This window comes from Caulobacter sp. GW821-FHT09B08 (genome assembly GCF_059418225.1).
Genome location: NZ_JBWKPL010000001.1, coordinates 1,269,154 through 1,295,820 on the forward strand (window position 1 = coordinate 1,269,154; position 26,667 = coordinate 1,295,820).

The 26,667-nt window shown below is 68.7% G+C and carries 22 protein-coding genes; 13 read left to right on the forward strand and 9 right to left on the reverse strand.

Going from position 1 to position 26,667, the window contains the following annotated elements; translation table 11 throughout:
- Window positions 1–11 precede the first annotated feature (11 nt).
- Genes AC07OA_RS06030 through coaBC form a run of 3 tightly spaced genes read right to left on the reverse strand, consistent with a single transcriptional unit; the run spans window position 12 to window position 1,819 of the window.
- Complete coding sequence (locus AC07OA_RS06030) at window positions 12–95, reverse strand: hypothetical protein (protein WP_494662929.1); 84 nt, start codon at window positions 93–95, stop codon at window positions 12–14.
- 58 nt (window positions 96–153) lie between these two features.
- Window positions 154–612: a dUTP diphosphatase gene (gene dut / locus AC07OA_RS06035; RefSeq protein ID WP_494662850.1), complete on the reverse strand. Its 459-nt coding sequence runs from the start codon at window positions 610–612 to the stop codon at window positions 154–156.
- 13 nt (window positions 613–625) lie between these two features.
- On the reverse strand, window positions 626–1,819 hold the full coding sequence (gene coaBC, locus AC07OA_RS06040) for a bifunctional phosphopantothenoylcysteine decarboxylase/phosphopantothenate--cysteine ligase CoaBC (RefSeq protein ID WP_494662851.1): 1,194 nt from the start codon (window positions 1,817–1,819) through the stop codon (window positions 626–628).
- 179 nt (window positions 1,820–1,998) lie between these two features.
- On the opposite strand from coaBC, the gene AC07OA_RS06045 reads away from it, so the two are divergent.
- Complete coding sequence (locus AC07OA_RS06045; protein WP_494662852.1) at window positions 1,999–2,577, forward strand: hypothetical protein; 579 nt, start codon at window positions 1,999–2,001, stop codon at window positions 2,575–2,577.
- Window positions 2,578–2,682: 105 nt separating this feature from the next.
- Here the strand turns inward: AC07OA_RS06045 and ubiB are convergent, their stop codons facing one another.
- Window positions 2,683–4,188: a 2-polyprenylphenol 6-hydroxylase gene (ubiB, locus tag AC07OA_RS06050; protein ID WP_494662853.1), complete on the reverse strand. Its 1,506-nt coding sequence runs from the start codon at window positions 4,186–4,188 to the stop codon at window positions 2,683–2,685.
- Window positions 4,189–4,738: 550 nt separating this feature from the next.
- Here ubiB and AC07OA_RS06055 point away from each other — a divergent pair.
- From AC07OA_RS06055 to AC07OA_RS06065, 3 genes are read left to right on the forward strand one after another with little or no spacing between them, the layout of a single operon-like run.
- Window positions 4,739–5,521, forward strand: a complete 783-nt coding sequence (locus tag AC07OA_RS06055) for a barstar family protein (protein ID WP_494662854.1) — start codon at window positions 4,739–4,741, stop codon at window positions 5,519–5,521.
- Between the two features lie 45 nt (window positions 5,522–5,566).
- The gene (locus tag AC07OA_RS06060) at window positions 5,567–6,199 is read left to right on the forward strand and encodes a dihydrofolate reductase family protein (protein ID WP_494662855.1); all 633 of its coding nucleotides are present in this window, start codon (window positions 5,567–5,569) and stop codon (window positions 6,197–6,199) included.
- 4 nt (window positions 6,200–6,203) lie between these two features.
- Window positions 6,204–6,743 carry a GNAT family N-acetyltransferase gene (locus tag AC07OA_RS06065; protein WP_494662856.1) on the forward strand — a complete coding sequence of 180 codons (540 nt, stop codon included), beginning with the start codon at window positions 6,204–6,206 and terminating at the stop codon, window positions 6,741–6,743.
- On the opposite strand, the gene AC07OA_RS06070 is transcribed toward AC07OA_RS06065, so the two are convergent.
- Together AC07OA_RS06070 and AC07OA_RS06075 are read right to left on the reverse strand one after the other, a co-directional pair.
- Window positions 6,740–7,531 carry an alpha/beta fold hydrolase gene (locus AC07OA_RS06070; RefSeq protein ID WP_494662857.1) on the reverse strand — a complete coding sequence of 264 codons (792 nt, stop codon included), beginning with the start codon at window positions 7,529–7,531 and terminating at the stop codon, window positions 6,740–6,742. The genes AC07OA_RS06065 and AC07OA_RS06070 overlap by 4 nt on opposite strands.
- A gap of 46 nt (window positions 7,532–7,577) precedes the next feature.
- Window positions 7,578–8,336: a class I SAM-dependent methyltransferase gene (locus tag AC07OA_RS06075; RefSeq protein ID WP_494662858.1), complete on the reverse strand. Its 759-nt coding sequence runs from the start codon at window positions 8,334–8,336 to the stop codon at window positions 7,578–7,580.
- A gap of 143 nt (window positions 8,337–8,479) precedes the next feature.
- Here AC07OA_RS06075 and mutM point away from each other — a divergent pair, with 143 nt between their 5' ends.
- The 5 genes from mutM to dnaA all read left to right on the forward strand — a co-directional run bounded on the left by mutM (window position 8,480) and on the right by dnaA (window position 13,323).
- The gene (gene mutM, locus AC07OA_RS06080) at window positions 8,480–9,349 is read left to right on the forward strand and encodes a bifunctional DNA-formamidopyrimidine glycosylase/DNA-(apurinic or apyrimidinic site) lyase (protein ID WP_494662859.1); all 870 of its coding nucleotides are present in this window, start codon (window positions 8,480–8,482) and stop codon (window positions 9,347–9,349) included.
- A 160-nt stretch (window positions 9,350–9,509) separates the two neighbouring features.
- Window positions 9,510–10,043: a porin family protein gene (locus tag AC07OA_RS06085; protein ID WP_494662860.1), complete on the forward strand. Its 534-nt coding sequence runs from the start codon at window positions 9,510–9,512 to the stop codon at window positions 10,041–10,043.
- A 185-nt stretch (window positions 10,044–10,228) separates the two neighbouring features.
- Window positions 10,229–11,017: an enoyl-CoA hydratase-related protein gene (locus AC07OA_RS06090; RefSeq protein ID WP_494662861.1), complete on the forward strand. Its 789-nt coding sequence runs from the start codon at window positions 10,229–10,231 to the stop codon at window positions 11,015–11,017.
- Window positions 11,018–11,154: 137 nt separating this feature from the next.
- Window positions 11,155–11,430: a 30S ribosomal protein S20 gene (gene rpsT, locus AC07OA_RS06095; protein ID WP_494662862.1), complete on the forward strand. Its 276-nt coding sequence runs from the start codon at window positions 11,155–11,157 to the stop codon at window positions 11,428–11,430.
- A gap of 417 nt (window positions 11,431–11,847) precedes the next feature.
- Window positions 11,848–13,323 (forward strand): chromosomal replication initiator protein DnaA, encoded by a 1,476-nt coding sequence (gene dnaA / locus AC07OA_RS06100; protein WP_494662863.1) that lies wholly within the window; start codon window positions 11,848–11,850, stop codon window positions 13,321–13,323.
- A gap of 109 nt (window positions 13,324–13,432) precedes the next feature.
- On the opposite strand, the gene katG is transcribed toward dnaA, so the two are convergent.
- Together katG and AC07OA_RS06110 are read right to left on the reverse strand one after the other, a co-directional pair.
- The gene (katG, locus tag AC07OA_RS06105) at window positions 13,433–15,607 is read right to left on the reverse strand and encodes a catalase/peroxidase HPI (RefSeq protein ID WP_494662864.1); all 2,175 of its coding nucleotides are present in this window, start codon (window positions 15,605–15,607) and stop codon (window positions 13,433–13,435) included.
- 146 nt (window positions 15,608–15,753) lie between these two features.
- Entirely contained in the window at window positions 15,754–16,371 is a 618-nt protein-coding gene (locus AC07OA_RS06110) for an alpha-ketoglutarate-dependent dioxygenase AlkB (RefSeq protein ID WP_494662865.1), read from the reverse strand.
- Between the two features lie 92 nt (window positions 16,372–16,463).
- Between AC07OA_RS06110 and AC07OA_RS06115 the strand changes: the two genes are divergently transcribed.
- The 3 genes from AC07OA_RS06115 to dnaJ all read left to right on the forward strand — a co-directional run bounded on the left by AC07OA_RS06115 (window position 16,464) and on the right by dnaJ (window position 22,678).
- Complete coding sequence (locus AC07OA_RS06115; protein ID WP_494662866.1) at window positions 16,464–19,121, forward strand: M1 family metallopeptidase; 2,658 nt, start codon at window positions 16,464–16,466, stop codon at window positions 19,119–19,121.
- A gap of 370 nt (window positions 19,122–19,491) precedes the next feature.
- Window positions 19,492–21,387 (forward strand): molecular chaperone DnaK, encoded by a 1,896-nt coding sequence (gene dnaK, locus AC07OA_RS06120; RefSeq protein ID WP_494662867.1) that lies wholly within the window; start codon window positions 19,492–19,494, stop codon window positions 21,385–21,387.
- 139 nt (window positions 21,388–21,526) lie between these two features.
- Window positions 21,527–22,678: a molecular chaperone DnaJ gene (gene dnaJ / locus AC07OA_RS06125; RefSeq protein ID WP_494662868.1), complete on the forward strand. Its 1,152-nt coding sequence runs from the start codon at window positions 21,527–21,529 to the stop codon at window positions 22,676–22,678.
- Here the strand turns inward: dnaJ and AC07OA_RS06130 are convergent.
- The gene (locus AC07OA_RS06130; protein ID WP_494662869.1) at window positions 22,675–23,685 is read right to left on the reverse strand and encodes a virulence RhuM family protein; all 1,011 of its coding nucleotides are present in this window, start codon (window positions 23,683–23,685) and stop codon (window positions 22,675–22,677) included. The genes dnaJ and AC07OA_RS06130 overlap by 4 nt on opposite strands.
- A gap of 248 nt (window positions 23,686–23,933) precedes the next feature.
- Between AC07OA_RS06130 and mutS the strand changes: the two genes are divergently transcribed.
- Complete coding sequence (gene mutS, locus AC07OA_RS06135) at window positions 23,934–26,633, forward strand: DNA mismatch repair protein MutS (protein WP_494662870.1); 2,700 nt, start codon at window positions 23,934–23,936, stop codon at window positions 26,631–26,633.
- Window positions 26,634–26,667: the final 34 nt, after the last annotated feature.

Here is a 26,667-nt window from a genome sequence, read left to right on the forward strand (position 1 = left end):
GGAGCCTGATTTCAGGCCGAACGATCCCTTCCCGGCGCCAGAGGCGTCGGATAGCTAAAATACCAAAACAGCTGTTGGCTGGCGGCGAGGATCATGGGCGCGACCCTAGAGGCAAGTTTCTCGCGAGTCACGCCCTGAGTTTTCCGATCCCGGTCAGCGCCCGCCGGTCGAGCCGAAGCCGCCCGCGCCGCGCGTGGTCTCGTCCAGGCTGGTGGTCAGGCCCCACGAGGCCTGGACCACCGGAGCGATCACCAGCTGGGCGATGCGGTCGCCCCGGCGGATGACGAAGTCTTCCTCGCCCAGATTGATCAGGATCACCTTCACCTCGCCGCGATAGTCGCTGTCGATGGTGCCGGGGGTGTTCAGGCACGTGACGCCGGCCTTGGCCGCCAGGCCCGAGCGCGGCCGCACCTGGGCCTCGAAGCCGTGGGGCAGGGCGAAGGCCAGGCCCGTGGGGACCATGAAGCGCGAGCCCGGCTTCAGGGTCAGGGGCGCGTCCTCTGCCACCGCCGCCCGCAGGTCCATGCCGGCCGCGCCGTCGGTCTCGTAGGCGGGCAGGGGCAGGCCCTGGGCGTGATCCAGCTGGACGACGGGGATGTGCGGCGTGGTCATGAAGGGCTCGTTTCTAGAGGTATCGGGCGATGCGTTGGGCGAGGTCGTGGGCCACGGAATCCTTGGCGGCCCGCGTCCAGCGTTCGGTCTTGTCCTTGGAGATCAGCAGGACGGCGTTCTCGTCGCCGCCCATCACGCCGGGCTCGGTGACGTCGTTGGCGATGATCCAGTCGCAGCCCTTGCGCGCCAGCTTGGCGCGGGCGTGTTTCTCGACGTCGTTGGTCTCGGCCGCGAAGCCGATAACCAGCTTCGGGCGCCGGGGTCCGGTGGCCGACAGGGTGGCCAGGATGTCGGGGTTCTCCACGAAGGTCAGGGCGGGCGGGCCGTGCTTGTCCTTCTTCAGCTTGGTCCCGAACACCTCGTCGATGCGCCAGTCGGCGACGGCGGCCACGAACACCCCGACGTCGGCCGGCAGGGCCGCCTCGCAGGCGGCCAGCATGTCGCGCGCGCTCTCGACGTCCACCCGGTCCACGCCCAGGGGCGTCGCCAGCGACACCGGGCCGCTGACCAGGGTGACCCGCGCGCCCAGTTTCGCCAGGGCGCCGGCGATGGCGTAGCCCTGCCGCCCGCTGGAGCGGTTGGTGATGCCGCGCACCGGGTCGATGGCCTCGAAGGTCGGGCCGGCGGTGACCAGGGCGTGCTTGCCGGCCAGGGGCTTGGCGGCGGGCCCTTCGAGCGCGGCCATGATGGCGTCGAAGATCACCGGCGGCTCGGCCAGGCGCCCCGGGCCGAACTCGCCGCAGGCCATGGCGCCCTCGTCGGGGCCGACGAAGGCGACGCCGTCGGCCTTAAGGGTGGCGATATTGCGCTGGGTGGCCGGATGCAGCCACATCCGCACGTTCATGGCGGGCGCCATCAGCACGGGCTTGTCGGTGGCCAGCAGGGTGGTCGAGGCCAAATCCCCGGCCAGGCCGTTGGCCGCCTTGGCGATCAGGTCGGCCGTGGCGGGCGCCACCACGACCAGGTCGGCCGAGCGCGACAGCTCGATGTGGCCCATCTCGGCCTCGTCGGTCAGCGAGAACAGCTCCGAATAGACCTTGTCCTCGGCAAGCGCCGAGAGGGAGAGGGCGGTGACGAATTCCGCGCCCGCCTTTGTCAGGATCGGCCGCACGCCGACGCCGGCCTTGCGCAGCAGGCGCGTCAGCTCCAGCGCCTTGTAGGCGGCCACGCCGCCGCCGACGATCAGAAGAACCCGCTTGTCGCTCACGGTGTGGTCTCCGTCCCGCGCCTCGCCTGGACGGGTAGGTCCTTGGCGCGTCTCCAGGCGCATAGAGCGACGCGGCCGTCAGCGTAAGCCCCCACGAAGAAAATCCTTAACGAGGACTCGACAGGCGTTCTTTTTTCGTTCCTAATCGTTAAAGTAGAAAATAAACCTGGAGATCGAGCATGACGATACGGTGCGCGTCCTGGCTTTCCGCCGTGGCCGTCCTGGGCCTGGCCCTCGGCGTGGCCGCCTGCGACGGCGGGGCCTCGGCGGTGAAGGCGGCCAAGGGCGACCGGATCGCCTCGGCCGAGCCGGCTTCGGATCGTGATCCGCCATCTTACGACGGCGGTGCGGCGCGGTCCGAGCGGCGGGCCGATCCGCGCGACGCGCCCGTGCCCAAGATCGCCGGCAAGCCGATGTGGGCCGCCAACCGCACGCGCACCGCCGAGGAGGCGGCCCAGCGCGGCTTCGAGCGCTTCGGCGACCAGTTCGCCGCCACCGATGTCGACGACTATGTCCGCAAGGTCCACGCCTTCGTCGGCCACCCGCCGGCGGGCGTCCAGACCCTGCAGCGGTCCAATGGCGACACCCTGATCTACGACCCCAAGGGCAATGTCTTCGCGGTGGTCACCAAGACAGGCGCGCCGCGCACCATGTTCAAGCCCGACGACGGTGAAGCCTATTGGACCCAGCAGAAGGCCGGCGGCGGCCGGCGAAGCACCGCCTCGCGGGATCGGGGTTCCAGCAGCAGCGACAGCTAGGCTGCGCCTGAGAAAACCCTCTCCCATAGGGAGAGGGAGGGGCCCGACCACGAAGCGGTTGGGAGGGTGAGGGGGTAAGGAGCCAGTCGGCGTGCCGACAGGGTCTTAAACGAGCCAAGCCCCGACCGCGAAGGCCAGGGTCGCCACCGCCGCGCCCGCCAGGAACCACAGCAGTGGTCGAGTGCGCGTCGTCTCGACCACCGCGACGGCCGGGGCAGGGGGCGCCTCGGCCAGGCGGGCCATGGCCTTCAGCGCCCGCGTCGCCTCCTCGGCGAAGTCGCGGATGCGGGCGGCGGGCGACAGCTCGCGGCCGATCCAGCGGCGCACCACGGGGTCGGCGGCGGCCCAGAGGTCGTGGCTGGGGTCGATGCGGCGGGCCACGCCCTCGACGGTGACCATGGTCTTCTGGAGGAGGACGAGCTCGGGGCGCAGGGCCATGTCGAACAGGGCGGTGATCTCGAACAGCTGGGCCAGCAGCTTGCCCATCGACACGCCCGAGGCGTCGCGGCCGAACACCGGCTCGCCCACCGCCCGCAGGGCCTGGGCGAAGGCGTCGCGGTCCTGGTGGGCGGGCACGTAGCCGGCGTCGAAATGGATCGCGGCCACGCGCGGATAGTCGCGATTGAGGAAGCCGTAGAGGATCTCGGCCAGGTACTTGCGCTCGCCCGGACCCAGGCGCCCCAGTATGCCGTAGTCGACCGCGACGATGGAGGCCGGGGCGCTGACGAACAGGTTGCCCTCGTGCAGGTCGGCGTGGAACAGGCCGTGGTCCAGGGCCTGGGCCAGGAAGCCGCGCGTCACGTTCTCGGCCAGGGTCTTGCGGTCCAGGCCCTCCTGCTTCAGGGCGGCGGGGTCCGACAGGGCCATGCCCGGCGCCCAACCCAGGGTCAGGAAGCGCTTGCCGACCCCGTCCCACACCACGTCCGGCGCGCGCATGTAGGGATCGGCCTTCATGGCCTGGCCCAGCTCGGCGCAGCCGGCGGCCTCGAAGCGCAGGTCCAGTTCCAGGTCCAGGGCCCGGATCACCACCTCGACGAACTCGCGGGGCTTGAGGCGGCGGGCGGCGGGAACCAGGCGTTCGGCCAGGTCTGCGGCCAGCCGCAAGGCGGCGGTGTCGTCGGCCACTTGGCGCTCGACCCCGGGGCGCAGCACCTTCACGGCCACCCGGGTTCCGTCCAGCAGGGTGGCCGAATGGGCCTGGGCCAGGGAGGCGGCCGCGATGGAGGCGTCGAAACTGGCGTAAAGGGTGTCGAGCGGCGCCTGCAGGCCGCGCTCGATCTCGGCCTTGGCCGTCTCCAGCGGGAAGGCCGGCAGGCGGTCCTTCAGGTGCGACAGGTCCTCGGCGAAGTCGGCGCCGAAGATGTCGGCCCGGGTCGACAGGAACTGGCCCATCTTGATGGCGGCCGGTCCCTGGCGCTCCAGCACCCGCGCCAGGCGCTCGCCCGGCCGGCCCTTGCGCGCCGCGCCGCCGGAGAACAGCCGCAGCGCCCGCCCGGCCAGGCGCGCCGACGGCGGCAGCAGGGGCTCGACCTCGCGCGGGATCAGGGCGTCGGCCCGGACCAGGCGCCAACCGACGGCGATCAGGCGCAGACCCGCGGCGACCCGGCTCATGCGGCGGAGGTCTCGGCGGGCGAACGGCGAAGCGGAGTCGCGGTGAAGATCATCGTCCGGCCTGAAAGCCCGCTCCGCGCGCCCGGGTCAAGGCCGCTTTCGCCCGGCGGTCGGCCGAGGGATGCGAAAAGGCTGGCCGGAGGCGCTGCTTCTAGCGGGAAAGGGTTCGCGTCGACCCGTTGCGCACCTAGTGATCAGACTTCTCATCTACCGCCGGAACGGGCGGGACTTAAATAGGCCGATGACTACGTACGCGAGGCCAACGAGGAACCCTAGTGGAATAAAGATCGTGGCGCGAAGACCATCGCCAAGATCAAGGAACTCGCCACCAGCGTTGCAAAGATATACCGCCATGGAGATCATTCCGAAGGCGAACAAGAACCCGCGCATGGTGATCGGGATGAGCACGAAGCCGATGCGAGCGAACCAAGGGTTATTTTGCATTTGGGCAGGAGCGTAGGAACGATGACGGCGAGTGTCTAGACCGACGTCCGCTCTCCACCCGTCACGGTCATTGACGGCGACCCGGCGGGCCCGTCAAGTCGGGCGCATGACGCTACCCAGCCTAATCGGCCCGCTGACCGGCCCGCTGACCGGCCTGCATGACGGCCAATTGAGGGCGATCGCCGTCGGCGAGGGGCGGGCTTTGCTCGGATTGACGCATGTCGACGGGCGGCGCTTCACGTTGGAACTCGATGGCGTGGAGGCCCTCTGCATGGACGGCTTCCGGGAAGGGAACACCATCTCCGAGCTCCAGGTGGCTTCCGGCCCGGACTTCGAAGAGGTCGGCCTGTCGGCAGGCGAGATGCTCGCGAATTTGGAGGCGCTCTTCCTGCGGCCGCACCAATCGGCCGCCGCCGAGTATCACTCGAAGTATGACGCCTTCCGCGACAGGCAGCTGATCAGACTTGAGGCGGGAACAGCCAAGCTGGTTCTGCTCGAACCTGCCTATGGCGCGGATTTCCTGGCCTACTGCGTCTCTGCGAAACTCGTTCCCGACGATGATCGCGCGGAAAGCCAAGCTCGCGACAAGAGCGAAATGCCGATGGTGACCGTCGACTGCGCCGGTGTCGCGAGCGTCGAGGCGTTCTGGCAGCGCTACCTCGACGCTGCTCGACCCGAAAACGGACACCTCTTCGGGCGAAACATGGACGCCTTCTGGGACGCCGTAAGCGGCGGCGGGCCGGGTTGGCCCGGAGAGGTGCAACTGGTCTTTCTCAATTCCGGCGCGCTCAAGGCTTTGCGGCGACCTGGCGGAACGCGTTCCCTCCACGAAATGATGGAAGACATCGCCGCGCGGCCGTTGTCGAATATCGTTATCCGGATGGCCTAGGTCCACGGGCCGTTCGTCCAGGCGTCGAATTCAAACGGAGGCCCCATGGGCAAGGTGCGCGCGGCGGGGTTCGCGGTGTCGATCGACGGTTTCGGGGCCGGCCTCGACCAGAGCCTGGAGCATCCGCTGGGCAAGGGCGGCCAGGCCCTGCACGGCTGGTTCTATCCGACCCGCGCCTTTCGGGCGATGACCGGCCAGGACGGCGGGACCGACGACCGATTCGCCGACGCGGCGATGAAGGGCTTCGGCGCCTTCATCATCGGCCGCAACATGTTCGGCCCGGCCGGCGACGACTGGGGCGGACCCGACTGGAAGGGCTGGTGGGGCGACGATCCGCCCTATCACGCGCCGACCTTCGTCCTGACCCATCACCCCCGCGACCCCATCGTGATGGAGGGCGGCACCACCTTCCATTTCGTCACCGACGGCATCGAGTCCGCCCTGGCCCAGGCCAAGGCCGCGGCGGGCGACCTGGACGTGAAGATCGGCGGCGGCGTCTCTACGGTGCGCCAATATCTGCGGGCGGGCGCCATCGACGAGCTGCACCTGGCCCAGGCGCCGGTCGTCCTGGGGCGCGGCGAGTCCCTGTTCGCGGATCTCGATCTGCCGGGCCTGGGCTACCGGGTGGCCGAGGTGGTCCCGATGGAGCTGGTGACCCACATCGTGCTGACGCGCTGACCGCATGCGGGCTCCCGAGGCATTTCGCACCGAGCGACTGCATCTCCGCCCGGTCGAGCGGGCCGATGCGGCAGACATCTTCCGCTATGCGGGCGAGGCCGCGCCGACGCGGTTCATGACCTTCGAAACCCATCGCGACGTGGGCGAGAGCCTGGCCTTCGCCGAGCGCTGCGAGGCCTGCTGGGCGTCCGGCTCGGCCTTTCCCTGGGCGCTGATCGAAACGGCCTCGGGCAAGCTGGCCGGGGTCCTGGAGCTACGGCTGTCGCCGCCCAAGGCCGATTTCGGCTATGTGCTGGGCGAAGCGTTCTGGGGGCGGGGCCTGGCCAGCGAGGCCGCCCGCGCGGTGGTCGCCTGGACCATCGCCCAGCCCGGGATCTTCCGCGTCTGGGCCACCTGCCATCCCGATAACGCCGCCTCGGCCGCCGTCCTGCGCAAGGCCGGGCTCGTTCACGAGGCGACGCTGGAGAACTGGGAGGCGCGCCCACAGCTGGGCGAGATCGCCGGGCCGAGCTGCTGTTACGCCCTGACCCGGCCCGCGCTTTAGGGGGCGCCGCGCACGAAGTCGCCGACCAGCTTCAGGATCAGATCCGGCTGCTCCCGATGCGGCATGTGGCGCCCGCCCTCCAGGATGACCAGCTCGGCCGGACCGCCCGCCTCGCGGACGATCCGCTGGGGATGGGCCACCGAGCCGTATTCGTCCTGGTCGCCGTGGATCGCCAGGACCGGGGCGCGCAGCCGGCGCAGGTCGGCGTCCAGAGTCCAGTCGGCGAAGGACGGCGCCAGCCAGGTCTCGATCCAGGCGTCCAGCACCCAGCGGGCCTTGTCGCCGTGATAGCGGGCCACGCGCGCGACCTGGTCCTCGGCCTGGAAAGCGATCCTGGCCGCCTGCACGCCCGCCACGGTCCGGTCTTCGCGAAAGGCCTGGGCCGAGATGGCGATCACCCCGTCGGTCGCTTCGGGATAGGCCGCCCCGCAGGCCATGGCCATGCCGCCGCCGACGCTGTGGCCCAGCAGGACCATGCGCGTCACCCCGAAGGCCTCCCGCACATAGGCAAGCCCCGAATGGGCCTCGTCGTGGATGAAATCGGGGTTCAGCCGCCCCGGATGCGGATCGGACCTGCCGAAGCCCAGGCGGTCATAGGCGATGACGGACCGGCCGGTGGCTTCCACCAGGCGTTCGGGCAGGTCGCGCCACTGCTCGACCGAGCCGGTGCTGTCGTGCAGCAGGACGAGCGGCGCGCCGGGGCTGGGTTCGCCTTTGTCCCAGCGACGCGCGAAGAGGCGGCCCCGGGGCGTTTCGATCAGGCGGTCGTGGATCTGCAGGTCGGTCATGGCCGCGCCGTAGCCCGTTGACCCCGGGTCATGTCCAGCCGGTTTCCTAGAGCGCCCAGCCCTGGTGCATGGCCGCCACGCCGCCGGTGAAGTTGGTGATCGTCACCCGCTTGAAGCCGGCGTTTTCCATCATCCCCGCGAAGGTCTTCTGGTCGGGGAAGCGGCGGATGCTCTCGACCAGGTACTGATAGGCGTCGCGGTCCTTGGCCAGCCACTCGCCGAACTGCGGGATCAGCTTGAAGGAATAGGCGTCATAGGCCTTGGACAGGGCCTCGGTCACCGGCTTGGAGAATTCCAGGCAGATGAAGCGGCCGCCGGGCTTCAGCACCCGGCGCGCCTCGCGCAGGGCCGCGTCGATGTCGGTGACGTTGCGGATGCCGAACGAGATCACATAGGCGTCGGCATAGGCGTCGGGCAACGGCAGGCGCTGTGCGTCGCCCACGGTCCAGGTGATCTCGGGCGCGCCGCCCTTCTCGATGCCGGCGGCGATCATCTCGGCGTTGTAGTCGATGATGTGGACGGCGGCGTCCGGGCCGCCCCGGCGTTCCTGGGCCTGACGGGCCATCTTGGCGAAGCGGCGGGCCATGTCGCCGGTGCCGCCGGCGCAGTCGACGATGATCTCGCCCGGCTGCGGGTTCAGGCGCGCGGCGACCGCGTCCTTCCACAGCCGGTGCACCCCGCCGCTCATCACGTCGTTCATCAGGTCGTAGTTCTTGGCGACCCGGTCGAACACCCCGCGCACCAGCCCGGCCTTGGCCGAAGCGTCGACGTCCTTGAATCCGAAGGTGGCGGAGGCCTTGGTCATGTCATCGCTCGAGGTCGGTGGGCGGTTCGTCCGGCTCTTATAACCGTCAGGGTTCGTCCGTCACCGGTTTTGCGCGCGGCGCCCTAGGAACGGCCGCCGGTATGCCCGATATCTGTCGCCCCAAGACAGAGCCGAGGTCTTCCTTGCCCGAACTGCCCGAAGTCGAGACCGTGCGCCGAGGCCTGGAGCCGGTGCTGAGCGGCGCGCGCCTGTCCCGCGTGCGCGCCAACCGGCCCGACCTGCGCTTTCCCCTGCCCGAGGGTTTCGTCCAGCGCCTGACGGGAGCCAGGATCCTGCGGCTGGACCGCCGGGCCAAGTACCTGCTGGCCCCGCTGGATCGCGGCGACACCCTGGTGATGCACCTGGGCATGACCGGAAGGTTCGAGATCGCCGCGCCCTCGTCCGAGCGCGCTGTCCGTCCCGGCGACTTTGCCCGCGAGGTCACGCCCGACGACAAGCACGCCCATGTGGTCTTCGAGACCGAAGACGGCGCCACGGTCACCTATTACGATCCCCGCCGCTTCGGCTTCATGGACCTGATCGCCACCGACCGGGTCGACCGCCACCCGTGGTTCGCGACCATGGGCCCCGAACCGCTGAGCGAGGCCTTCGACGCCAAGACCCTGGTCAAGGCCTTCAACGGCCGCAAGCAGGGCCCCAAGACCCTGCTGCTGGACCAGAAGACCGTGGCGGGCCTGGGCAACATCTATGTCTGCGAAGCCCTGCATCGCGCCCACATCTCGCCGTTCAAGCCGTCGGGCATGATCGCCGGCAAGCGGCTGGGGCCGCTGACCACGGCGATCAAGGACGTGCTGGTCGAGGCGGTCGAGGTGGGCGGCTCGTCCCTCAAGGACTTCGCGGCGGCCGACGGGGCCCTGGGCTATTTCCAGCACCGGTTCCGGGTCTACGACCGCGAGGGCCAGTCCTGCCCGACGCCCGGCTGCAGGGGCGTGATCGGCCGCGAGGTCCAGGCCGGCCGCTCGACCTTCTTCTGTCCGGTCTGCCAGGTCTGAAGGGCCGGGTACGGGACCGGCAAGCTTGACTGTATCAGATTTGTATCAGTCCTCCGGGAAAGCAACCGGAGGAAGTCCCGCCCCGATTGCTCGTCAGGGAAGATCACCCTAAGCGCTCCGGTCCCGGATGTTCCCGGGATTTTGAGGGGGGTTTTTCCTTATGAAGTTCGCTTATCTGGCCGCGACCGCCGCCGTCGCCGCTCTGGCCGTCGCCGCTCCGGCCTCGGCTGAAATCTACGGCGCCGTGAACGCCGGCATCCAGACCCTGAAGTTCGACAGCAGCCTGAACGTGGACGACGCCAAGCTGCCCACGCTGGGCGGCCGCTTCGGCTGGAAGGCCAACAAGTATGTCGGCGTCGAGGGCGACCTGTTCTTCGGTCTGAAGGACGACCGCATCTATGACGCCCCGGCCGTCGACGTGAAGATCGACAGCGCCGCCTTCATCTACGGCGTCGGCTTCCTGCCCGTCGGCGACAAGGTCGACCTGATCGGCCGCGTCGGCTACGGCCACCTGGCCGCCAAGGTCAAGAGCGGCAGTGTGTCGGAAGACACCAACGACGGCGCGATCTCGTACGGCGTCGGTGCGCAATACAAGTTCGACGCCAAGAGCGGCGCGCGCTTCGACTACACGCACTACGACATCAACGACGTGCCGGTCGACGGCTTCACCGTCGCCTACGTCCGCACGTTCTAAGCCTGTCAGGAGGGGCGCGATCCGGCGCCCCTCCGCCCTTTTTCTCGACGAAAGCGCGGCCGCCGACCGGCCTCGTCGCGATTCATCGCTCCAGCGATGGGCGCCTCACGGCGAAGGTTCGCGCCCGGGGCTCGCCAACGGCGTGCGGCCCTCTATAAACAGCGGCGCTCAAGCAGGAGACGCCGATGGCCGAGTACCAGACCCTGATCGTCGAAGCGCCGCAAAGCGCGCCCGGGGTCGCCCTGATCCGCCTGAACCGGCCCGAGGCCCTGAACGCCCTCAATTCGGAACTGCTGAGCGAGCTGGGCCAGGCCCTGGCCGCCGCCCAGGCCGACGACGCGGTGGGCTGTATCGTCATCACCGGCTCGGCCAAGGCCTTCGCGGCCGGCGCCGACGTCAAGGAGATGTCGACCAAGACCTATCCGGAGATGTTCAAGGAGGACTTCTTCGCCGCCGGCGGGCGCGGGGTCGAGAGCATCCGCAAGCCGATCATCGCCGCGGTCGCCGGCTACGCCCTGGGCGGCGGCTGCGAGCTGGCCATGATGTGCGACTTCATCCTGGCCGCCGACACCGCCAAGTTCGGCCAGCCCGAGATCAATCTGGGCGTCACCCCCGGTATCGGCGGCACCCAGCGCCTGACCCGCCTGATCGGCAAGTCCAAGGCCATGGACATGATCCTGACCGGCCGGATGATGGGCGCCGAGGAGGCCGAGCGCGCGGGCCTGGCCTCGCGGATCTTCCCGGCTGACATGCTGGAGTCCGAGACCCTGGCCATCGCCGCCAAGATCGCCGCCCAGTCGCCCCTGGCCGTGGCCATGAACAAGGACATGGTCAACGCCGCCTACGAGACGACCCTCAGCATGGGGCTGGTCTACGAGCGGCGCCTGTTCCACTCGCTGTTCGCCTTCGATGACCAGAAGGAGGGCATGGGGGCCTTCGTCGAGAAGCGCAAACCGGCGTTCAAGGGGACGTGAAGGTAGGCTCGTACCCGGGCGCCAGATTCCGGTCGCGGATGCATTGACCCGGAAACCACCTTCCCGTATATCCGCGCGCTCTTGATTTCTCCTGCTTCGCGGCTGCCCGCGCGGCTGTCCGTCTGAAGGTCCAAACCATGGCCAATAATCCCGGCGCCAAGAAAGCGATCCGCAAGATCGCTCGTCGCACCGAAGTGAACTCCGCTCGCCGTTCGCGCGTGCGCACCTTCCTGCGCAAGTTCGAAGACGCGATCTCGGCCGGCGACGTCGCCGTCGCCAAGGCCGCTTTCGTCGAAGCGCAGTCGGAACTGATGCGCGCCGTCTCCAAGGGCGTCGTCCACCCCAACACCGGCTCGCGCAAGGTCTCGCGCCTGGCCGCCCGCCTGAAGAAGCTTGATCAGGCCGCCGCCTAATCCAGTTTCTCGCCGAACGTCGTTCGTTCAGCGAATTCAAAGACTTAGAGAAGCCGATCGAGGAAACTCGGTCGGCTTTTTCTATTGCCTTCCTGCAAACTCCTGATTGTCCTTCGGGACAATTCGCGTGTGATTATCGGGAGGGGAATTTGCATTCCCTTGGCGGGCGAGGACGTCCGTCGAGTCAACAGAAATATCCGGGGTCGGACGCAAGTTTTCCGTTTGACCGGCAGGGTCCGCTGGCTAGTTTAAAGGTCTCAGCGACCTTCCAGTCCATGGAAAAACGAGTGGCGGCGGCGGAACCCTATGTTCCCCGATCGAACCCCTGTGTCTGTTGGACGGAGGCTCTGGGACGCGGTCGTGCGCCATGGGGGGCGGCGATCGGGATGACACGACATGTACGCGAGGCGGTGACCGATGACGATCAAGGGCGGGGTAGTGAGCCAGGAGTTTTCGGCTGTGTATTCGACGGTCGCCGGCGAACCCGCGAGCGCCGTCTGGGGCAAGGTGTGCGTGGTGCTGAAGCGCGAGCTGGGCGACGCCGCCTTCGGCTCGTGGCTGGCCCCGGCCGCCCTGCGTGACGGCGCGGCCGGCGACGTGGTCCTGGTGACTCCGACGGGCATCGCCCGTGACTGGATCCGTCGCAGCGCGTGGCGTCGCATCAGCGAGCTGTGGGCCGCCAACGACACCAGCGCCCGCCGTCTGGACCTGAAGTCGCGCATCGAGTTCGAGGCCGCCAACGGTCCGATGGGCGCGCACGACGCCAAGGTCGAGCCGATCGAGATCGTCCTGCCCGTCTCCAGCGACGTTCCCGCCCTGGCGCCCGCCGCGACGGCCGGCGCCAAGCCTTCGCCTGTTCAAGGCCTGCAGGAACGCTTCACGTTCGACACCTTCGTGCCGGGCCCCGCCAACGAATTCGCCCACGCCGTGGCGCGCCGGGTGGCCAGCTGGGCCGACGGCCACTTCAATCCGGTGCTGTTCCACGGCCCCTACGGCTTCGGCAAGACCCACCTGCTCAACGCCCTGGCCTGGGAGGCCATGCGCCAGGCCCCAACCAAGCGCGTGGTCTATCTGACCGCCGAGCGCTTCCTGTCGACCTTCGTCCGCGCGGTGATGGATCGCCAGACCGCCGCCTTCAAGGAAGAGCTGCGCGGCGCCGACCTGCTGATCATCGACGACGTGCACTTCATCGCCGGCAAGCAGTCCAGCCAGGAAGAGCTGTTCCACACCCTGACCGCCCTGGTCGAGGACGGCCGCCGGGTGGTGTTCTCCTCGGACCGCGCGCCTGCGGCCATGACCGAGATGGACGCGCGCCTGCGCTCGCACCTGCAGGCGGGCCTGGTCTGCGGCCTGGAGCCGGCCGACCGCGCCCTGCGCATCGGCATCCTGGAGCGCAAGCTGCAGGCCCTGTCGCGCCAGCACGGCTTTGACCCGACCATGCGTCCCGAAGTGATGAACTTCCTGGCCGACCGTTTCACCGACAGCGTCCGCGAGCTGGAAGGCGCGCTGAACACCCTGTCGGCCCGGGCCGGCGAAGGCGTCTCGCGCCTGACCCTGGACGAGGTGCAGGCCATCCTGCGTCCGCACCTGCGGGCCGGCGAGAAGCGCATCACCATCGACGACATCCAGAAGGCCACGGCCGAGCACTACGGCATGAAACAGGCCGACCTGCTCAGCGAGCGCCGCAACCGCGCCATCGCCCGTCCGCGCCAAGCGGCCATGTGGCTGGCCAAGCAGCTGACCACCCGTTCGCTGCCCGACATCGGCCGGCGCTTCGGCGGCCGCGACCACACCACCGTCCTGCACGCCGTGCGCCGCATCGAAGCCCTGCGCGCCGAGGACCCGGCCCTGAGCCAGGACCTGGAGACCATCACCCGCAAGCTGCGCGGCTGAGGGTTTTAGACCTTCCGGATACGACAAAGGGCCGTCCCATCGGGGCGGCCCTTTTTCTTTGTGCGCCACAGGGAGAGCGGGCCTGACCGCCCTCCCCAAGCTGATCCCCTTAGAGATCCAGCCGATCGGCGTTCATCACCTTGGTCCACGCCGCCGCGAAGTCCGTGGCGAACTTCTGCTTGGCGTCCCCGCTGCCATAGACCTCGGCGAAGGCCCGAAGCTCTGCGTGGGAGCCGAAGATCAGGTCCACGCGCGTGGCCGTCCAGCGCGCCTGGCTGGCCTTGCGGTCCTGGCCGGCGAAGGCGTTGGCCGCCGTGGGAGCCCAGGTGGTGCCCATGTCCAGCAGGTTGACGAAGAAGTCGTTGGTCAGCACGCCCGGGCGGTCGGTGAAGACCCCGGCCCTGGAAGCGCCGGTATTGGCCCCCAGGACGCGCAGGCCGCCGACCAGCACCGTCAGCTCCGGCCCGGACAGGCCCAGGAGCTGGGCCCGGTCGACCAGGGCCTCTTCCGGGGCCATGAACTGGGTGCCGCCGTTGCGGTAGTTGCGGAAGCCGTCCGACAGCGGCTCCAGGGCGTCAAAGGAGTCGGCGTCGGTCTGCTCGGCCGAGGCGTCCATGCGGCCCGGCGAGAAGACGATCTCGACCGGGTTTCCGGCGTCCTGGGCGGCCTTCTCGACCGCCGCGTCGCCGGCCAGCACGATCAGGTCGGCCAGGGAGATCTTCTTGCCGCCGGCGGCGAAGCCGTTGAACTCGCCCTGGATCTTCTCGAGGATCGACAGAACCTTGGCCAGGACGGGCGGGTCGTTGACCGGCCAGTCCTTCTGCGGCGCCAGGCGGACGCGCGCGCCGTTGGCGCCGCCGCGCTTGTCGGACTTGCGCCAGGTCGAGGCCGAGGCCCAGGCCGTCGAGACCAGCTCCGAAACCGACAGGCCCGAGGCCAGAACCTTGTCCTTCAGGGCCTTGATGTCGGCGGCGTCGACCAGCGGGTGGTCCACCGGCGGGATCGGGTCCTGCCAGATCAGCTCTTCCTTGGGGACCAGCGGGCCCAGATAGCGGCCGATCGGTCCCATGTCGCGGTGGGTCAGCTTGAACCAGGCGCGAGCGAAGGCGTCGGCGAACTGGTCGGGGTTCTCGTGGAAGCGGCGCGAGATCTTTTCGTAGTCGGGGTCGAACCGCAGGGCCAGGTCCGAGGTCAGCATGCGCGGGCGCTGCGTCTTGGACGGATCGAAGGCGTTCGGGATGTCGGACGGCGCGTCCTTGGCTTCCCATTGGCGGGCGCCGCCGGGGCTCTTGGTCAGCTCGTACTCGAAGTTGAAGAGGTTATCGAAGAAGTGGTTGCTCCAGCGCGTGGGCGTCTGGGTCCAGGTGACTTCCAGTCCGGACGTGATCGCGTCGGCGCCCAGGCCCGTGCCGTGCTTGCTGCGCCAGCCCAGACCGCCGTGCTCGATCTCGCCGCCTTCCGGCTCGGGCCCGACGAACGAGGGGTCGCCCGCCCCGTGGGTCTTGCCGAAGGTGTGGCCGCCGGCGATCAGAGCGACGGTCTCCTCGTCGTTCATGGCCATGCGGGCGAAGGTGTCGCGGATGTCGCGGGCCGAGGCCAGCGGGTCGGGGTTGCCGTTAGGACCTTCGGGATTGACGTAGATCAGGCCCATCTGCACCGCGCCCAGGGCCGGATGCAGCTGGCGCTCGCCGCTATAGCGCTCGTCGCCCAGCCACGAGCCTTCGGGACCCCAATACAGCTCCTCGGGCTCCCACTGGTCGGCGCGGCCGCCGCCGAAGCCGAAGGTCTTGAAGCCCATGGACTCCAGGGCCGCGTTGCCGACCAGCACATAGAGGTCGGCCCACGACAGCTTGGCGCCGTACTTCTGCTTGATCGGCCACAGCAGGCGGCGGGCCTTGTCGAGATTGGCGTTGTCGGGCCAGCTGTTGAGCGGCGCGAACCGCTGCTGGCCGCCGCCCGCCCCGCCCCGGCCGTCGCTGATGCGATAGGTGCCGGCGCTGTGCCAGGCCAGGCGGATGAAGAGGCCGCCATAGTGACCGAAATCGGCGGGCCACCAGTCCTGGCTGTCGGTCATCAGCGCCTTCAGGTCGGCGATGACCGCGTCCAGGTCCAGGGTCTTGAACGCCTCGGCATAGTCGAACGCCTCGCCCAGGGGATTGGAGCGCGGGTTATGCTGGTTGAGACCGTCCAGGCGCAGATTCTGCGGCCACCAGTCCCGATTGCCCCTGCGACCATGCCCGACCGGGCACTGGCCTTGAGCGGCGTCTTCGACCTTCGCGTCCATGGTTTCCTCCACAAGGGGTTTATGTGTTTCCGCGCCCCGACGCCCTAATCACTCCCCCTCATCTGGCCCTTGGTAAAATCAATTGTTCCTATCACTTTGATAGAGCCAGCCACTGGACGATCCGTCCACGCACGGCTCTTGGCGCCCTAGGCGGGTCGCGCCCGGCGCAGGGTGATGTTCAGTCGCCCGCCGCCCGGCACCAGGTCCGACGAGCCGGCCAGGATGCGGTCCACCCCGTGGAAGGCCAGCCGCGCGGGGCCCGACAGCCGGCAGACGTCGCCGGACGACAGCTTCAGCGACCGGGTCGGGTCCTTGCGCGCCGTTCCGCCGATCCGGAACACCGCCGTGTCGCCCAGCGAGATCGACAGCACCGGAAAGCGCGGATCGGCCTCGTCGCGGTCCTGGTGCAGGCCCATGCGGGCGTCGTCCCGATAGAGATTGACCAGGGCGCTGTCGGGCGGCGTTTCCGGGTCGCCCAGCGCCGCCCACAGATCGAGCAGGGCCTGGGGCATGGCGGGCCAGGGCCGGCCCGTGCCCGGATGGCGCTGGGCATAGCGATAGCCGGCCTTGTCGCTGGTCCAGCCCAGGGGGCCGAAGCTGGTCATGGCCACGCTCATGGCCTTGCCGTAGGCGGTTTCGTAGCGGGCCGGCGGGGCGTTCTCGAACGCCGCCATCACCGCTCGAACGAGGTCGTGCCGCGCTTCCGGGCCCAGCAGGCCGGGCCATAGGTCGAAACCGGGCAAGACGCTGATCGGTTTAATCATTACCGATATTTAATGGGTCAGACGCTGCGGGACAGTGTTGTTTTGCGCCGCCGGCATCGCTGCCGAACAAATCTTTCAAGCCAGGGGCGTTCATGCGTCGACTTCTCTCCTCCGCGGCCGCCGCCGTGCTCGTCCTTGCCGCCGGTTCGGCGATGGCCGCGACCCCCGCCGCCCCCAAGACCGGTGGGGCTCCCATCACCGCCGCCAACGTGACGACCCAGCTGCCGCGCGGCGTGGTCCCGACCCATTACGCCCTGGCCTTCACGCCCGACGCCGAGAAGCTGACCTTCACCGCCTCGGTGAAGATCGACGTCAACGTGGCCAAGCCGACCAACACCATCACCCTCCAGGCCGCCGACCTGACCTTCGCCAAGGCCGAGCTGGCCGGCGTCGGTCCCGCCAAGATCACGGTCGACGCCGAGGCCCAGACCGCCACCTTCACCTTCGACAAGCCCGTCAGCGCCGGCGCCCACGTGCTGTCGATCGACTATAGCGGCAAGATCTACAAGCAGGCCGCCGGCCTGTTCGCCCTGGACTACGACACCGAGCAGGGCAAGAAGCGCGCCCTCTACACCCAGTTCGAGAACAGCGACGCCCGCCGCTTCATCCCCTCGTGGGACGAGCCGTTCTTCAAGGCCACCTACGACGTCCAGGTGACGGTCCCGACCGGCCAGATGGCCATCGGCAACATGCCGATCAGCAAGACCGAGGATCTGGGCGGCGGCAAGTCCAAGGTGACCTTCGCCACCTCGCCCAAGATGTCGACCTATCTGCTGTTCTTCGGCCTGGGCGACTTCGACCGCGCCACCGCCAAGGTCGGCAATGTCGAGATGGGCGTCATCACCAAGAAGGGCGACCTGTCCAAGGCCGACTTCGCCCTGAAGTCGGCGGGTCCGATCCTGGAGTGGTACAACGACTATTTCGGCGCGCCCTACCCGCTGCCGAAGCTGGACCACATCGCCGCCCCCGGCCAGAGCCAGTTCTTCAGCGCCATGGAGAACTGGGGCGCGATCTTCTACTTCGAGTACGCCCTGCTGGAAGATCCGGCGATCTCCACCCAGAACGACCGCGAGAACATCTACACCACAGTGGCTCACGAAATGGCCCACCAGTGGTTCGGCGACCTGGTCACCATGCAGTGGTGGGACGACCTGTGGCTGAACGAAGGCTTCGCCTCGTGGATGGAAGGCCGCGCCACCGAGCACTTCCACCCCGAGTGGAACGCCCACCTGGCCGCGATCGGCGGGCGTGAATACGCCATGGGCCTGGACTCGCTGGCCACCACCCACCCGGTCGTCCAGCACGTCGAGACCGTCGATCAGGCCAGCCAGGCCTTCGACGCCATCACCTACCAGAAGGGCGAGGCGGTCATCCGCATGCTTGAGGCCTATGTCGGCGCCGACGCCTGGCGGGCCGGCGTGCGCAGCTACATCAAGGCCCACGCCCACGGCAACACCCAGACCGACGACCTGTGGACCGAGGTCGAGAAGGCCGCCGGCAAGCCGATCACAGCCATCGCCCACGACTTCACCCTGCAGCCGGGCATCCCGTTGCTCACCGTCGACACCGGCGCCTGCGCGGCCGGCAAGACGTCCGTCACCCTGACCCAGGGCGAGTTCAGCCGCGACAAGCCGGAAAAGACCCCCCTGGCCTGGCGCGTGCCGGTCTCGGCCCAGGTGGCCGGCTCCAGCACCGTGGCCAAGACCCTGGTCACCGGCGGCAAGGGCTCGCTCAGCGTCGACGGCTGCGGCCCGGTGATCGTCAACGCCGGCCAGTCGGGCTACTTCCGCACCCTCTACACGCCCAAGGCCTTCGCCGGCGTGGCGGCCAGCTTCGCCAAGCTGCCGGCCATCGACCAACTGGGCGTGATCTCCGACGCCTGGGCCCTGGGCCTGAACGGCCAGCAGGCCGTCACCGACGCCCTGGACCTGGCCATGGCCACCCCGCTGGACGCCGACCCGCAGGTCTGGGGCCGCGTCGCGGGCATTCTGTCCAGCGTCAACGGCATGTACGAGAGCGCCCCGGCCGATCGTCCCGCCTTCCGCAAGCTGGCCATCGCCCGCCTGTCGCCGGTGTTCGACAAGGTCGGCTGGACGGCCAAGCCGGGCGAGGCCGCGCCGGTCGCCACCCTGCGCACCACCCTGATCAACACCCTGGGCGCCCTGGGCGACCCGGCCGTGACCGCCGAGGCCAAGCGCCGCTACGCCGCCGACAAGACCGACCCGACGGCCGTGCCCGGTCCGCTGCGCAAGGCGATCATCGCCACCGTGGCCCGCAACGCCGACGCGGCCACCTGGGACTCGCTGCACGAACGCGCCAAGGCCGAGAAGACCCCGCTGATCCGCGACCAGCTGTACGCCCAGCTGGCCTCGGCCGAGGACGAGACCCTGTCGGCCAAGGCCCTGGCCCTGGCCCTGACCGACGAGCCGGGCGAGACCCTGTCGGCCAACATGATCTCGCGGGTCGCCAACCTGCACCCCGACCAGGCCTTCGACTTCGCCGTCGCCCACAAGGACGCGGTGAACGGCAAGGTCGACGCGGCCTCTTCGACCAAGTTCATCCCGGGCCTGGCCTCGGGTTCGGCCGATCCGGCCATGGTGGAGAAGGTCCGCGCCTACGGCGTGGCCAACCTGCCGGAGGGCTCGCGCGGCGAGGTCGAGAAGTCGGTCGCGGCCATCAACACGCGGATCAAGGCCCGCAAGGCCGCCCTGCCGCAGATCACCGCCTGGGTCGCCAAGAAGGGCGGCTGAGCGGGTTCATCGAACGCGAGGTGAGGCTTTGAGGCCTCTTTCGCCGCCTAACTGACTCAAGGGCCGCGCTTTTTCAGGCGCGGCCCTTTTCGTCGCAGGGCGCGATTCCCCTTCATTCCCTGCGGGATTGGCCTTGCAGGCTGACACCTATCCCCCATATCGGCTTCGAAGCGGGGTTGACGGGCTCGTCAACTTCGATTGAACGAACGCTTTCCGTGCTGACGTCGTTTGGTAGACGCCGTCCGCGCGGTAAGGATTTGGATCAACCGTTAGAACGCGACCAGACGGGGACGGCTCGAGAAAAACCGGGGCGCTTGTCTTAAGGCCCTTGTCACCGCCGTCCGCCATTCAGGAGCTACAGGTCTCACACATGAGCAAGATTATCGGTATCGACCTTGGCACCACGAACTCGTGCGTTGCCATCATGGACGGCAAGACCCCCAAGGTGATCGAGAACGCCGAGGGCGCTCGCACCACCCCGTCGGTGGTCGGCTTCCTCGAGGACGGCGAGCGCCTCGTCGGCCAGCCCGCCAAGCGCCAGGCCGTCACCAACCCGACCAACACCCTTTTCGCGATCAAGCGCCTGATTGGCCGCAACGCGAATGACCCGGTCGTGGAAAAAGACAAGGGCATGGTGCCCTACGAGATCGTCAAGGGTCCGACGGGCGACGCCTGGGTCAAGGCCCACGGCAAGGACTACAGCCCGCAGGAAGTCTCGGCCTTCATCCTGCAGAAGATGAAGGAAGCCGCCGAAACCCACCTGGGCGAGCCGGTGACCAAGGCGGTCATCACCGTTCCGGCCTATTTCAACGACGCCCAGCGTCAGGCCACCAAGGACGCCGGCAAGATCGCCGGCCTTGAGGTTCTGCGCATCATCAACGAGCCGACCGCGGCGGCCCTGGCTTACGGTCTGGAAAAGAACGACGGCAAGAAGATCGCCGTTTACGACCTGGGCGGCGGCACCTTCGACGTCTCGATCCTGGAGATCGGCGACGGCGTCTTCGAAGTGAAGTCGACCAACGGCGACACCTTCCTGGGCGGCGAGGACTTCGACCTGCGCGTCGTCGACTACCTGGCCGACGAGTTCAAGAAGGAGCAGGGCGTCGACCTGCGCAAGGACAAGCTGGCCCTCCAGCGCCTGCGCGAAGAGGCTGAAAAGGCCAAGAAGGAGCTGTCCTCGACGGCTCAGTACGAGGTCAACCTGCCGTTCATCAGCATGAACGCCTCGGGTCCGCTGCACCTGAACATCAAGCTGTCGCGCTCCAAGCTGGAAGCCCTGGTCGAGGACCTGATCGCCCGCACCATCGGTCCGTGCGAGCAGGCCCTGAAGGACGCCGGCCTGAAGAAGAGCGACATCGACGAAGTCATCCTGGTGGGCGGCATGAGCCGCATGCCCAAGGTGCAGCAGGCGGTGCAGGACTTCTTCGGCCGCGAGCCCCACAAGGGCGTGAACCCCGATGAAGTCGTGGCCCTGGGCGCCGCCGTCCAGGCCGGCGTGCTGCAAGGCGACGTCAAGGACGTGCTGCTGCTGGACGTGACCCCTCTGACCCTGGGCATCGAGACCCTGGGCGGCGTGTTCACCCCGCTGATCGAGCGCAACACCACCATCCCGACCAAGCGCTCGCAGACCTTCTCGACCGCCGACGACAACCAGTCGGCCGTGACGATCCGCGCCTTCCAGGGCGAGCGTCCGATGGCCGTCGACAACAAGTTCCTGGGTCAGTTCGACCTGCAGGGCATTCCGCCGGCGCCGCGCGGCGTGCCGCAGATCGAGGTCACCTTCGACATCGACGCCAACGGCATCGTCAACGTCCACGCCAAGGACAAGGCGACCAACAAGGAGCACTCGATCCGCATCCAGGCCAACGGCGGCCTCTCGGACGCGGACATCGAGCGCATGGTCAAGGAAGCCGAGGCCAACAAGGCTTCGGACGAGAAGAAGAAGGCGCTGGTCGAGGCCAAGAACCAGGGCGAGGCCATCGTGCACTCGACCGAGAAGGCCCTGGCCGAGCACGGCGACAAGGTCGGCGCGGCCGAGAAGACCGCGATCGAGACCGGCCTGACCGACCTGAAGTCGGCGCTGGAAGGCGAGGACGTCGAGGCCATCCAGGCCAAGACCCAGGCCCTGATCCAGGCGTCGATGAAGCTGGGCGAGGCGATGTACAACGCCCAGCAAGGCGCTGAAGGCGGCGACGAGGCCGCCGCCGATGACGGTGTCGTCGACGCCGAATTCGAAGAAGTCGACGACTCCAAGCCGTCGGCGTGACCATGGGTCGCGGGGCGGACGGCATGACTTCGGTTCTTTCCGCCCCCACCTTCCGGGACAAGGCTCCCGCCCGCCGCTTGCGGTCGGGCGGGAGTCCTCCCACCTCCTCTTCCAACATGACCAGTGATCGACCCTGACGATGCGCGACTATTACGAAGTCCTGGGCGTGGCCCGTGGCTGCGATGACGCCGCCCTCAAGGCCGCCTTTCGCAAGATGGCGATGGAGCACCACCCCGACCGCAACGGCGGGTGCGAGAACGCTTCCTCGCGGTTCAAGGAAGTCAACGAAGCCTATTCGGTGCTGTCGGACGCCCAGAAGCGCGCCGCCTACGACCGCTACGGCCATGCCGGGGTGAACGGTCCGCAGGGCGGACCGGGCGGCTTCGGCGGCGCCGACGCCAGCGACATCTTCAACGACGTCTTCGGCGATGTGTTCGGCGAGATGTTCGGCGGCGGCCGCCGCCAGTCGAACGGTCCCCAGCGCGGCCAGGACCTGCGCTACGATCTGGAGATCACCCTCGAGCAGGCCTATGCGGGCGCCGAGGTCGAGATCAAGGTTCCCGCCGCCATCACCTGCGAGGTCTGCGACGGTTCGGGCGCCAAGCCCGGCACCAGCCCGACGGTCTGCGGCACCTGCGGCGGCGCCGGCCGCGTGCGGGCCACCCAAGGCTTTTTCGCCGTCGAGCGCGCCTGCCCGCGCTGCTCCGGTTCAGGCCGTCTGGTTCTGGACCCCTGCCAGGCCTGTCACGGCCACGGCCAGGTGCGCAAGGAGCGCATCCTGTCGGTGCGCATCCCGGCCGGCGTCGACGACGGCGCCCGGATCCGCCTGGCGGGCGAAGGCGACGCGGGCGTGCGCGGCGGTCCGCGCGGCGACCTCTACCTCTTCCTGTCGGTGATCCCGCACGAGCTGTTCGAGCGCGACGGGTTGGACCTGCTGTGCACCGTGCCGGTGCCCATGACCGTGGCCGCCCTGGGCGGCGAGATCGAGGCCCCCTGCCTGCTGGGCGGCGAGAACTGCGACGGCTCCAACCGCCAGACCGTCAAGGTCCCGGAAGGCGCCCAGACCGGCAAGACCGTCCGCCTCAAGGGCCGCGGCATGCCCTCCCTGCGCAGCCGCCAACGCGGCGACCTGGTGGTCGAGCTGTTCGTGGAAACCCCCACCCACCTGTCGGCCCGCCAGAAGGAGCTCCTCCAGGAACTGGCCGGCCTGTGCGGCGAGAAACAGAACCCCAAGTCCGCCAACTTCGTCGGCAAGGCCAAGCGCTTCTGGGAAGAAGTGACGGGCAGCTAGGGTTGGTCTTTCGGGAGCGGCGTCACGGCGGCGGTCAGCTGTAGGAATTCCTCGACGTGCTCGGCCTCGGCGGCCACGTCTTCCGCGGCGCGTCGGGCTGTGTCGAATGTCTCGAAGCGCTCATGGGCCACCCGCTTGGCCTCGTCGGCGGCAATTCGGCCGGCGCCGTCCAGTACGTCGCGATCGTTGAATTCGAGAAAGGCGTCCAGTCGCGCGGCCCACTCCGCCACGGTCATCGCTTTCCGGCGCCGGGCCTGATCCTCGGCGAAATCCAGGAACATCGTCACGATGCGGTTGAGGTCGCTCACTTCGTCGGTGCTCAGATAATTCTTGGCGGTGTCGACGTCGCCCTTGCGAACCTTGCCGCCTTTCCAGCTTTGCAGGCCCATGTTCGGCGCCCCCGCGTCGGCGCGGGCCACGATCAGTTCGCCGGCGGTCTTGCCGGTGACGGCATGCAACATCTTGTTCTGAACGGTGGCGAAGAACAGCCGTGCGGTTTCCGAGCGTCCGTCGTAGTCGGCGGCGGTGGCGTAGACGTCGCGAACCTTCTGGTAGAACCGCTTTTCCGAAGCTCGGATGTCGCGGATCTTCTCCAGCAGTTCATCGAAATAGTCGAAGGGGGTTGGGTCGCGCAGGCGCTGGTCGTCGAGCACGAAGCCCTTGATCAGATACTCTTGCAGACGTGTCGTCGCCCACTGCCGGAACTGAACGCCCCGCGCTGATCGCACTCGATAGCCAACGGCCAGGATGGCTTCAAGGCGATAGAGCGTCGTCTGATACCGCTTGCCATCTGCGGCAGTTAGTAAGTCTTGCTTACATACTGCCGCCTCGACGCACTCGCCTGATCCAAAGATGGCTGTGAGGTGTTGTGTGATGTTGGGGCGCGTAGTTTGGAACAGGTCCGCCATCTGCGCTTGGGTTACCCAAACCGTGCCGTCCGACGCCCGTAGCTGGACGCGCGCCAGGCCATCTTCGGTGTTGTAGAGAACGATCTCGCCGTCGCTCATGCCGTCCTCAAGTCTGATTGTCAGATCTAGTACAAATCAGGAACACACCTATCCCATCTTCGATCGTGATCGGCAAACTCTAAGTCCGAGATGGGGCGGCGAAGGTTGTGGTTGGGGTCCAGGCGGTATCCGAACACCGCCCGCTTCGCATATTTAGCGGGTTTCCATGGGATCGATCCCCAGGGCTTGTGGATATCCGTTGCCGAAGTCTTAACGGCGCGGCCGAGGCCCTGTAGGCTCTTCGAGCCATGAACGCCCCTGCCCCTACCGTCACCCAGACCTATGACGCCACCGGCGCGACGCCGGTGATGCAGCAGTTCTTCGAGATGAAGGCGCGTCAGCCCGACGCGCTGATCTTCTTTCGGATGGGCGACTTCTACGAGCTGTTCTTCGACGACGCCTATAAGGCGGCCGCCGCTCTGGGCATCAGCCAGACCTTCCGGGGCACGCACGCCGGCCAGCCGATCCCGATGGCCGGGGTGCCGCAGCACGCGGCCGAGGCCTATCTCTCCAAGCTGATCCGCATGGGCTTCAAGGTCGCCGTCTGCGAGCAGATGGAAGACCCGGCCGAGGCCAAGAAGCGCGGCTCCAAGTCTGTGGTCCGCCGCGACATCGTCCGCGTGGTCACGCCCGGCACCCTGACCGAGGACGGCCTGCTGGACGCGCGCGGCGCCAACCGCCTGGCCGCCGTGGCCGTGCGGGCCGGCCAGGCGGCCGTGGCGGCCGTGGAGCTGTCGACCGGCGAGGTGGAGTGCTTCCTGGTGGCCAAGGACGCTGTGGCCGCGATCCTGGCGGCCCTGGCCCCGTCGGAGACCCTGGTCGCCGACCGCCTGCTGTCGGACGACTACCTTGCCCAGACCCTGAAGATCTGCGGCGGCCTGATCCAGCCCATGCCCTCGGCCCTGTCCGAGCCCCAGGCGTCGGAGACCCGTGTCAAGCGCCTCTACGGCGTCGACACCCTGGACGGGTTCGGCGGTCTTTCCAGCGCCGAGATCGGGGCTCTCGGCCTGATCGCCGCCCATTTGGAGATGACCCAGGCCGGCAAGCTGCCCGCCCTGCGCGCCCCGCGCCGCGCGGCCGAGGCCGACGTCATGGCCATCGACCCGGCCACGCGTGGCAGTCTCGAGATCGACCGCACCCAGGGCGGCGACCGCAACGGCTCGCTGCTGGCCGCCATCGACCGCACGGTGACCGCCGGCGGCGCGCGCCTGCTTGCCTCGCGCCTGGCCCGGCCCCTGCTGGACCCGGCCGCCATCGACGCGCGCCTGGACGCGGTGGAGTGGTTCGTCGACCAGCGGATGCTGCGCGAACGCCTGCGCGAGGTGCTGAAGGGCGCCGGCGACATGGCCCGCGCCCTCTCGCGCCTGGCCCTGGGCCGGGGCGGCCCGCGCGATCTGGGCTGCATCAAGGACGGGCTGAAGACCGGCGAGAAGCTGGCCGGCATGGTCGGCGGCTCGGGTGACCCGCTGTCGCCGCCGCCCGCCGAGCTGGAAACAGCGCTGAAGGCCCTGACCCCCTCGCTGCAAGAAGGCCTGTCGCGTCTGCTGGCCCAGCTTGAGACGGGCCTGGGCCCCGACCTGCCGGCCCTGGCCCGCGACGGCGGCTTCGTGGCCGCCGGGGTGCGTCCCGAGCTGGACCAGGCCCGAGCCCTGCGCGACGACAGCCGCCGGGTGGTGGCCGCGCTCGAAGCGCGTCTGGTCCAGGAAAGTGGCGTGCCGCTGAAGATCCGCCACAACGGCGTGCTCGGCTATTTCGTCGAGGCCACGGCCGGCAAGGCCGACCCGCTGTTCCAGCCGCCGCTGAACGCGACCTTCATCCATCGCCAGACGCTTGCGAACCAAGTGCGGTTCACCACCGTCGAACTGGCCGACCTGGACGCCCGCATCGCCCAGGCCGCCGAGCGGGCCCTGGCCATGGAAGTGGCCGCCTTCGAGGACTGGCGCGCCGAGGCCGTCGCGTTGGCCGAGCCGATCCAGCTGGCCGCCGAGGCCCTGGCTCGCCTCGACGTCGCCTCCGCCCTGGCCGAATGGGCGGAGGACGCCGGCGCGGTGCGCCCCACCGTCGACCGCTCGCTGGCCTTCGAGGCCAAGGCCGCCCGCCACCCGGTGGTCGAGGCCGCCGTCAAGCGCGCGGGCGACCCCTACACCCCCAACGACTGCCGCCTGGACGCGGCCGGCGAGGCGGGGGCGCGCCTGTCCATCGTCACCGGCCCGAACATGGCCGGTAAGTCGACCTTCCTGCGCCAGAACGCCTTGCTGGCCATCCTGGCCCAGTCGGGCTGCTACGTGCCGGCCAAGAGCTTCCGGCTGGGCGTGGTCGACCGCCTGTTCAGCCGCGTCGGGGCCGGCGACGACCTGGCCCGGGGCCGTTCGACCTTCATGATGGAGATGGTCGAGACCGCCGCCATCCTGACCCAGGCCAGCCCGCGCAGCCTGGTGATCCTGGACGAGATCGGCCGGGGCACGGCCACCTACGATGGCCTGGCCATCGCCTGGGCGTGCGCCGAGGCCCTGCACGACGTCAACCGCTGCCGGGCTCTCTTCGCCACCCACTATCACGAGCTGGCCACGCTGGAGACGCGGATGGCCCACGTCTCCAACCTCAGCTTGCGCGCCAAGGAGTGGAACGGCGACCTGGTCTTCCTGCACGAAGCCGCCGCCGGTCCGGCCGACCGTTCCTACGGCGTCCAGGTGGCCAAGCTGGCCGGGGTGCCGCCCCAGGTCGTGGCCCGCGCCAAGGAGGTGCTGGACCGCCTGGAGAGCAAGACCGAATCACCGGCCAAGCTGGACGAGCTGCCCCTGTTCGCCGCCTCGGCTCCAGTCGCGGCGCCTGTTCAAGCGGCGCCCAGCCGTACGGATGCGGCCCTGGCCGACCTCGACGTCGACGGCATGAGCCCGCGCGAGGCGCTGGACGCGCTTTACCGTCTTAAGGCTCTTCTCAAGACCTGACATCCTATAGTGAAGGCGGCGGCTCGCCGGACCG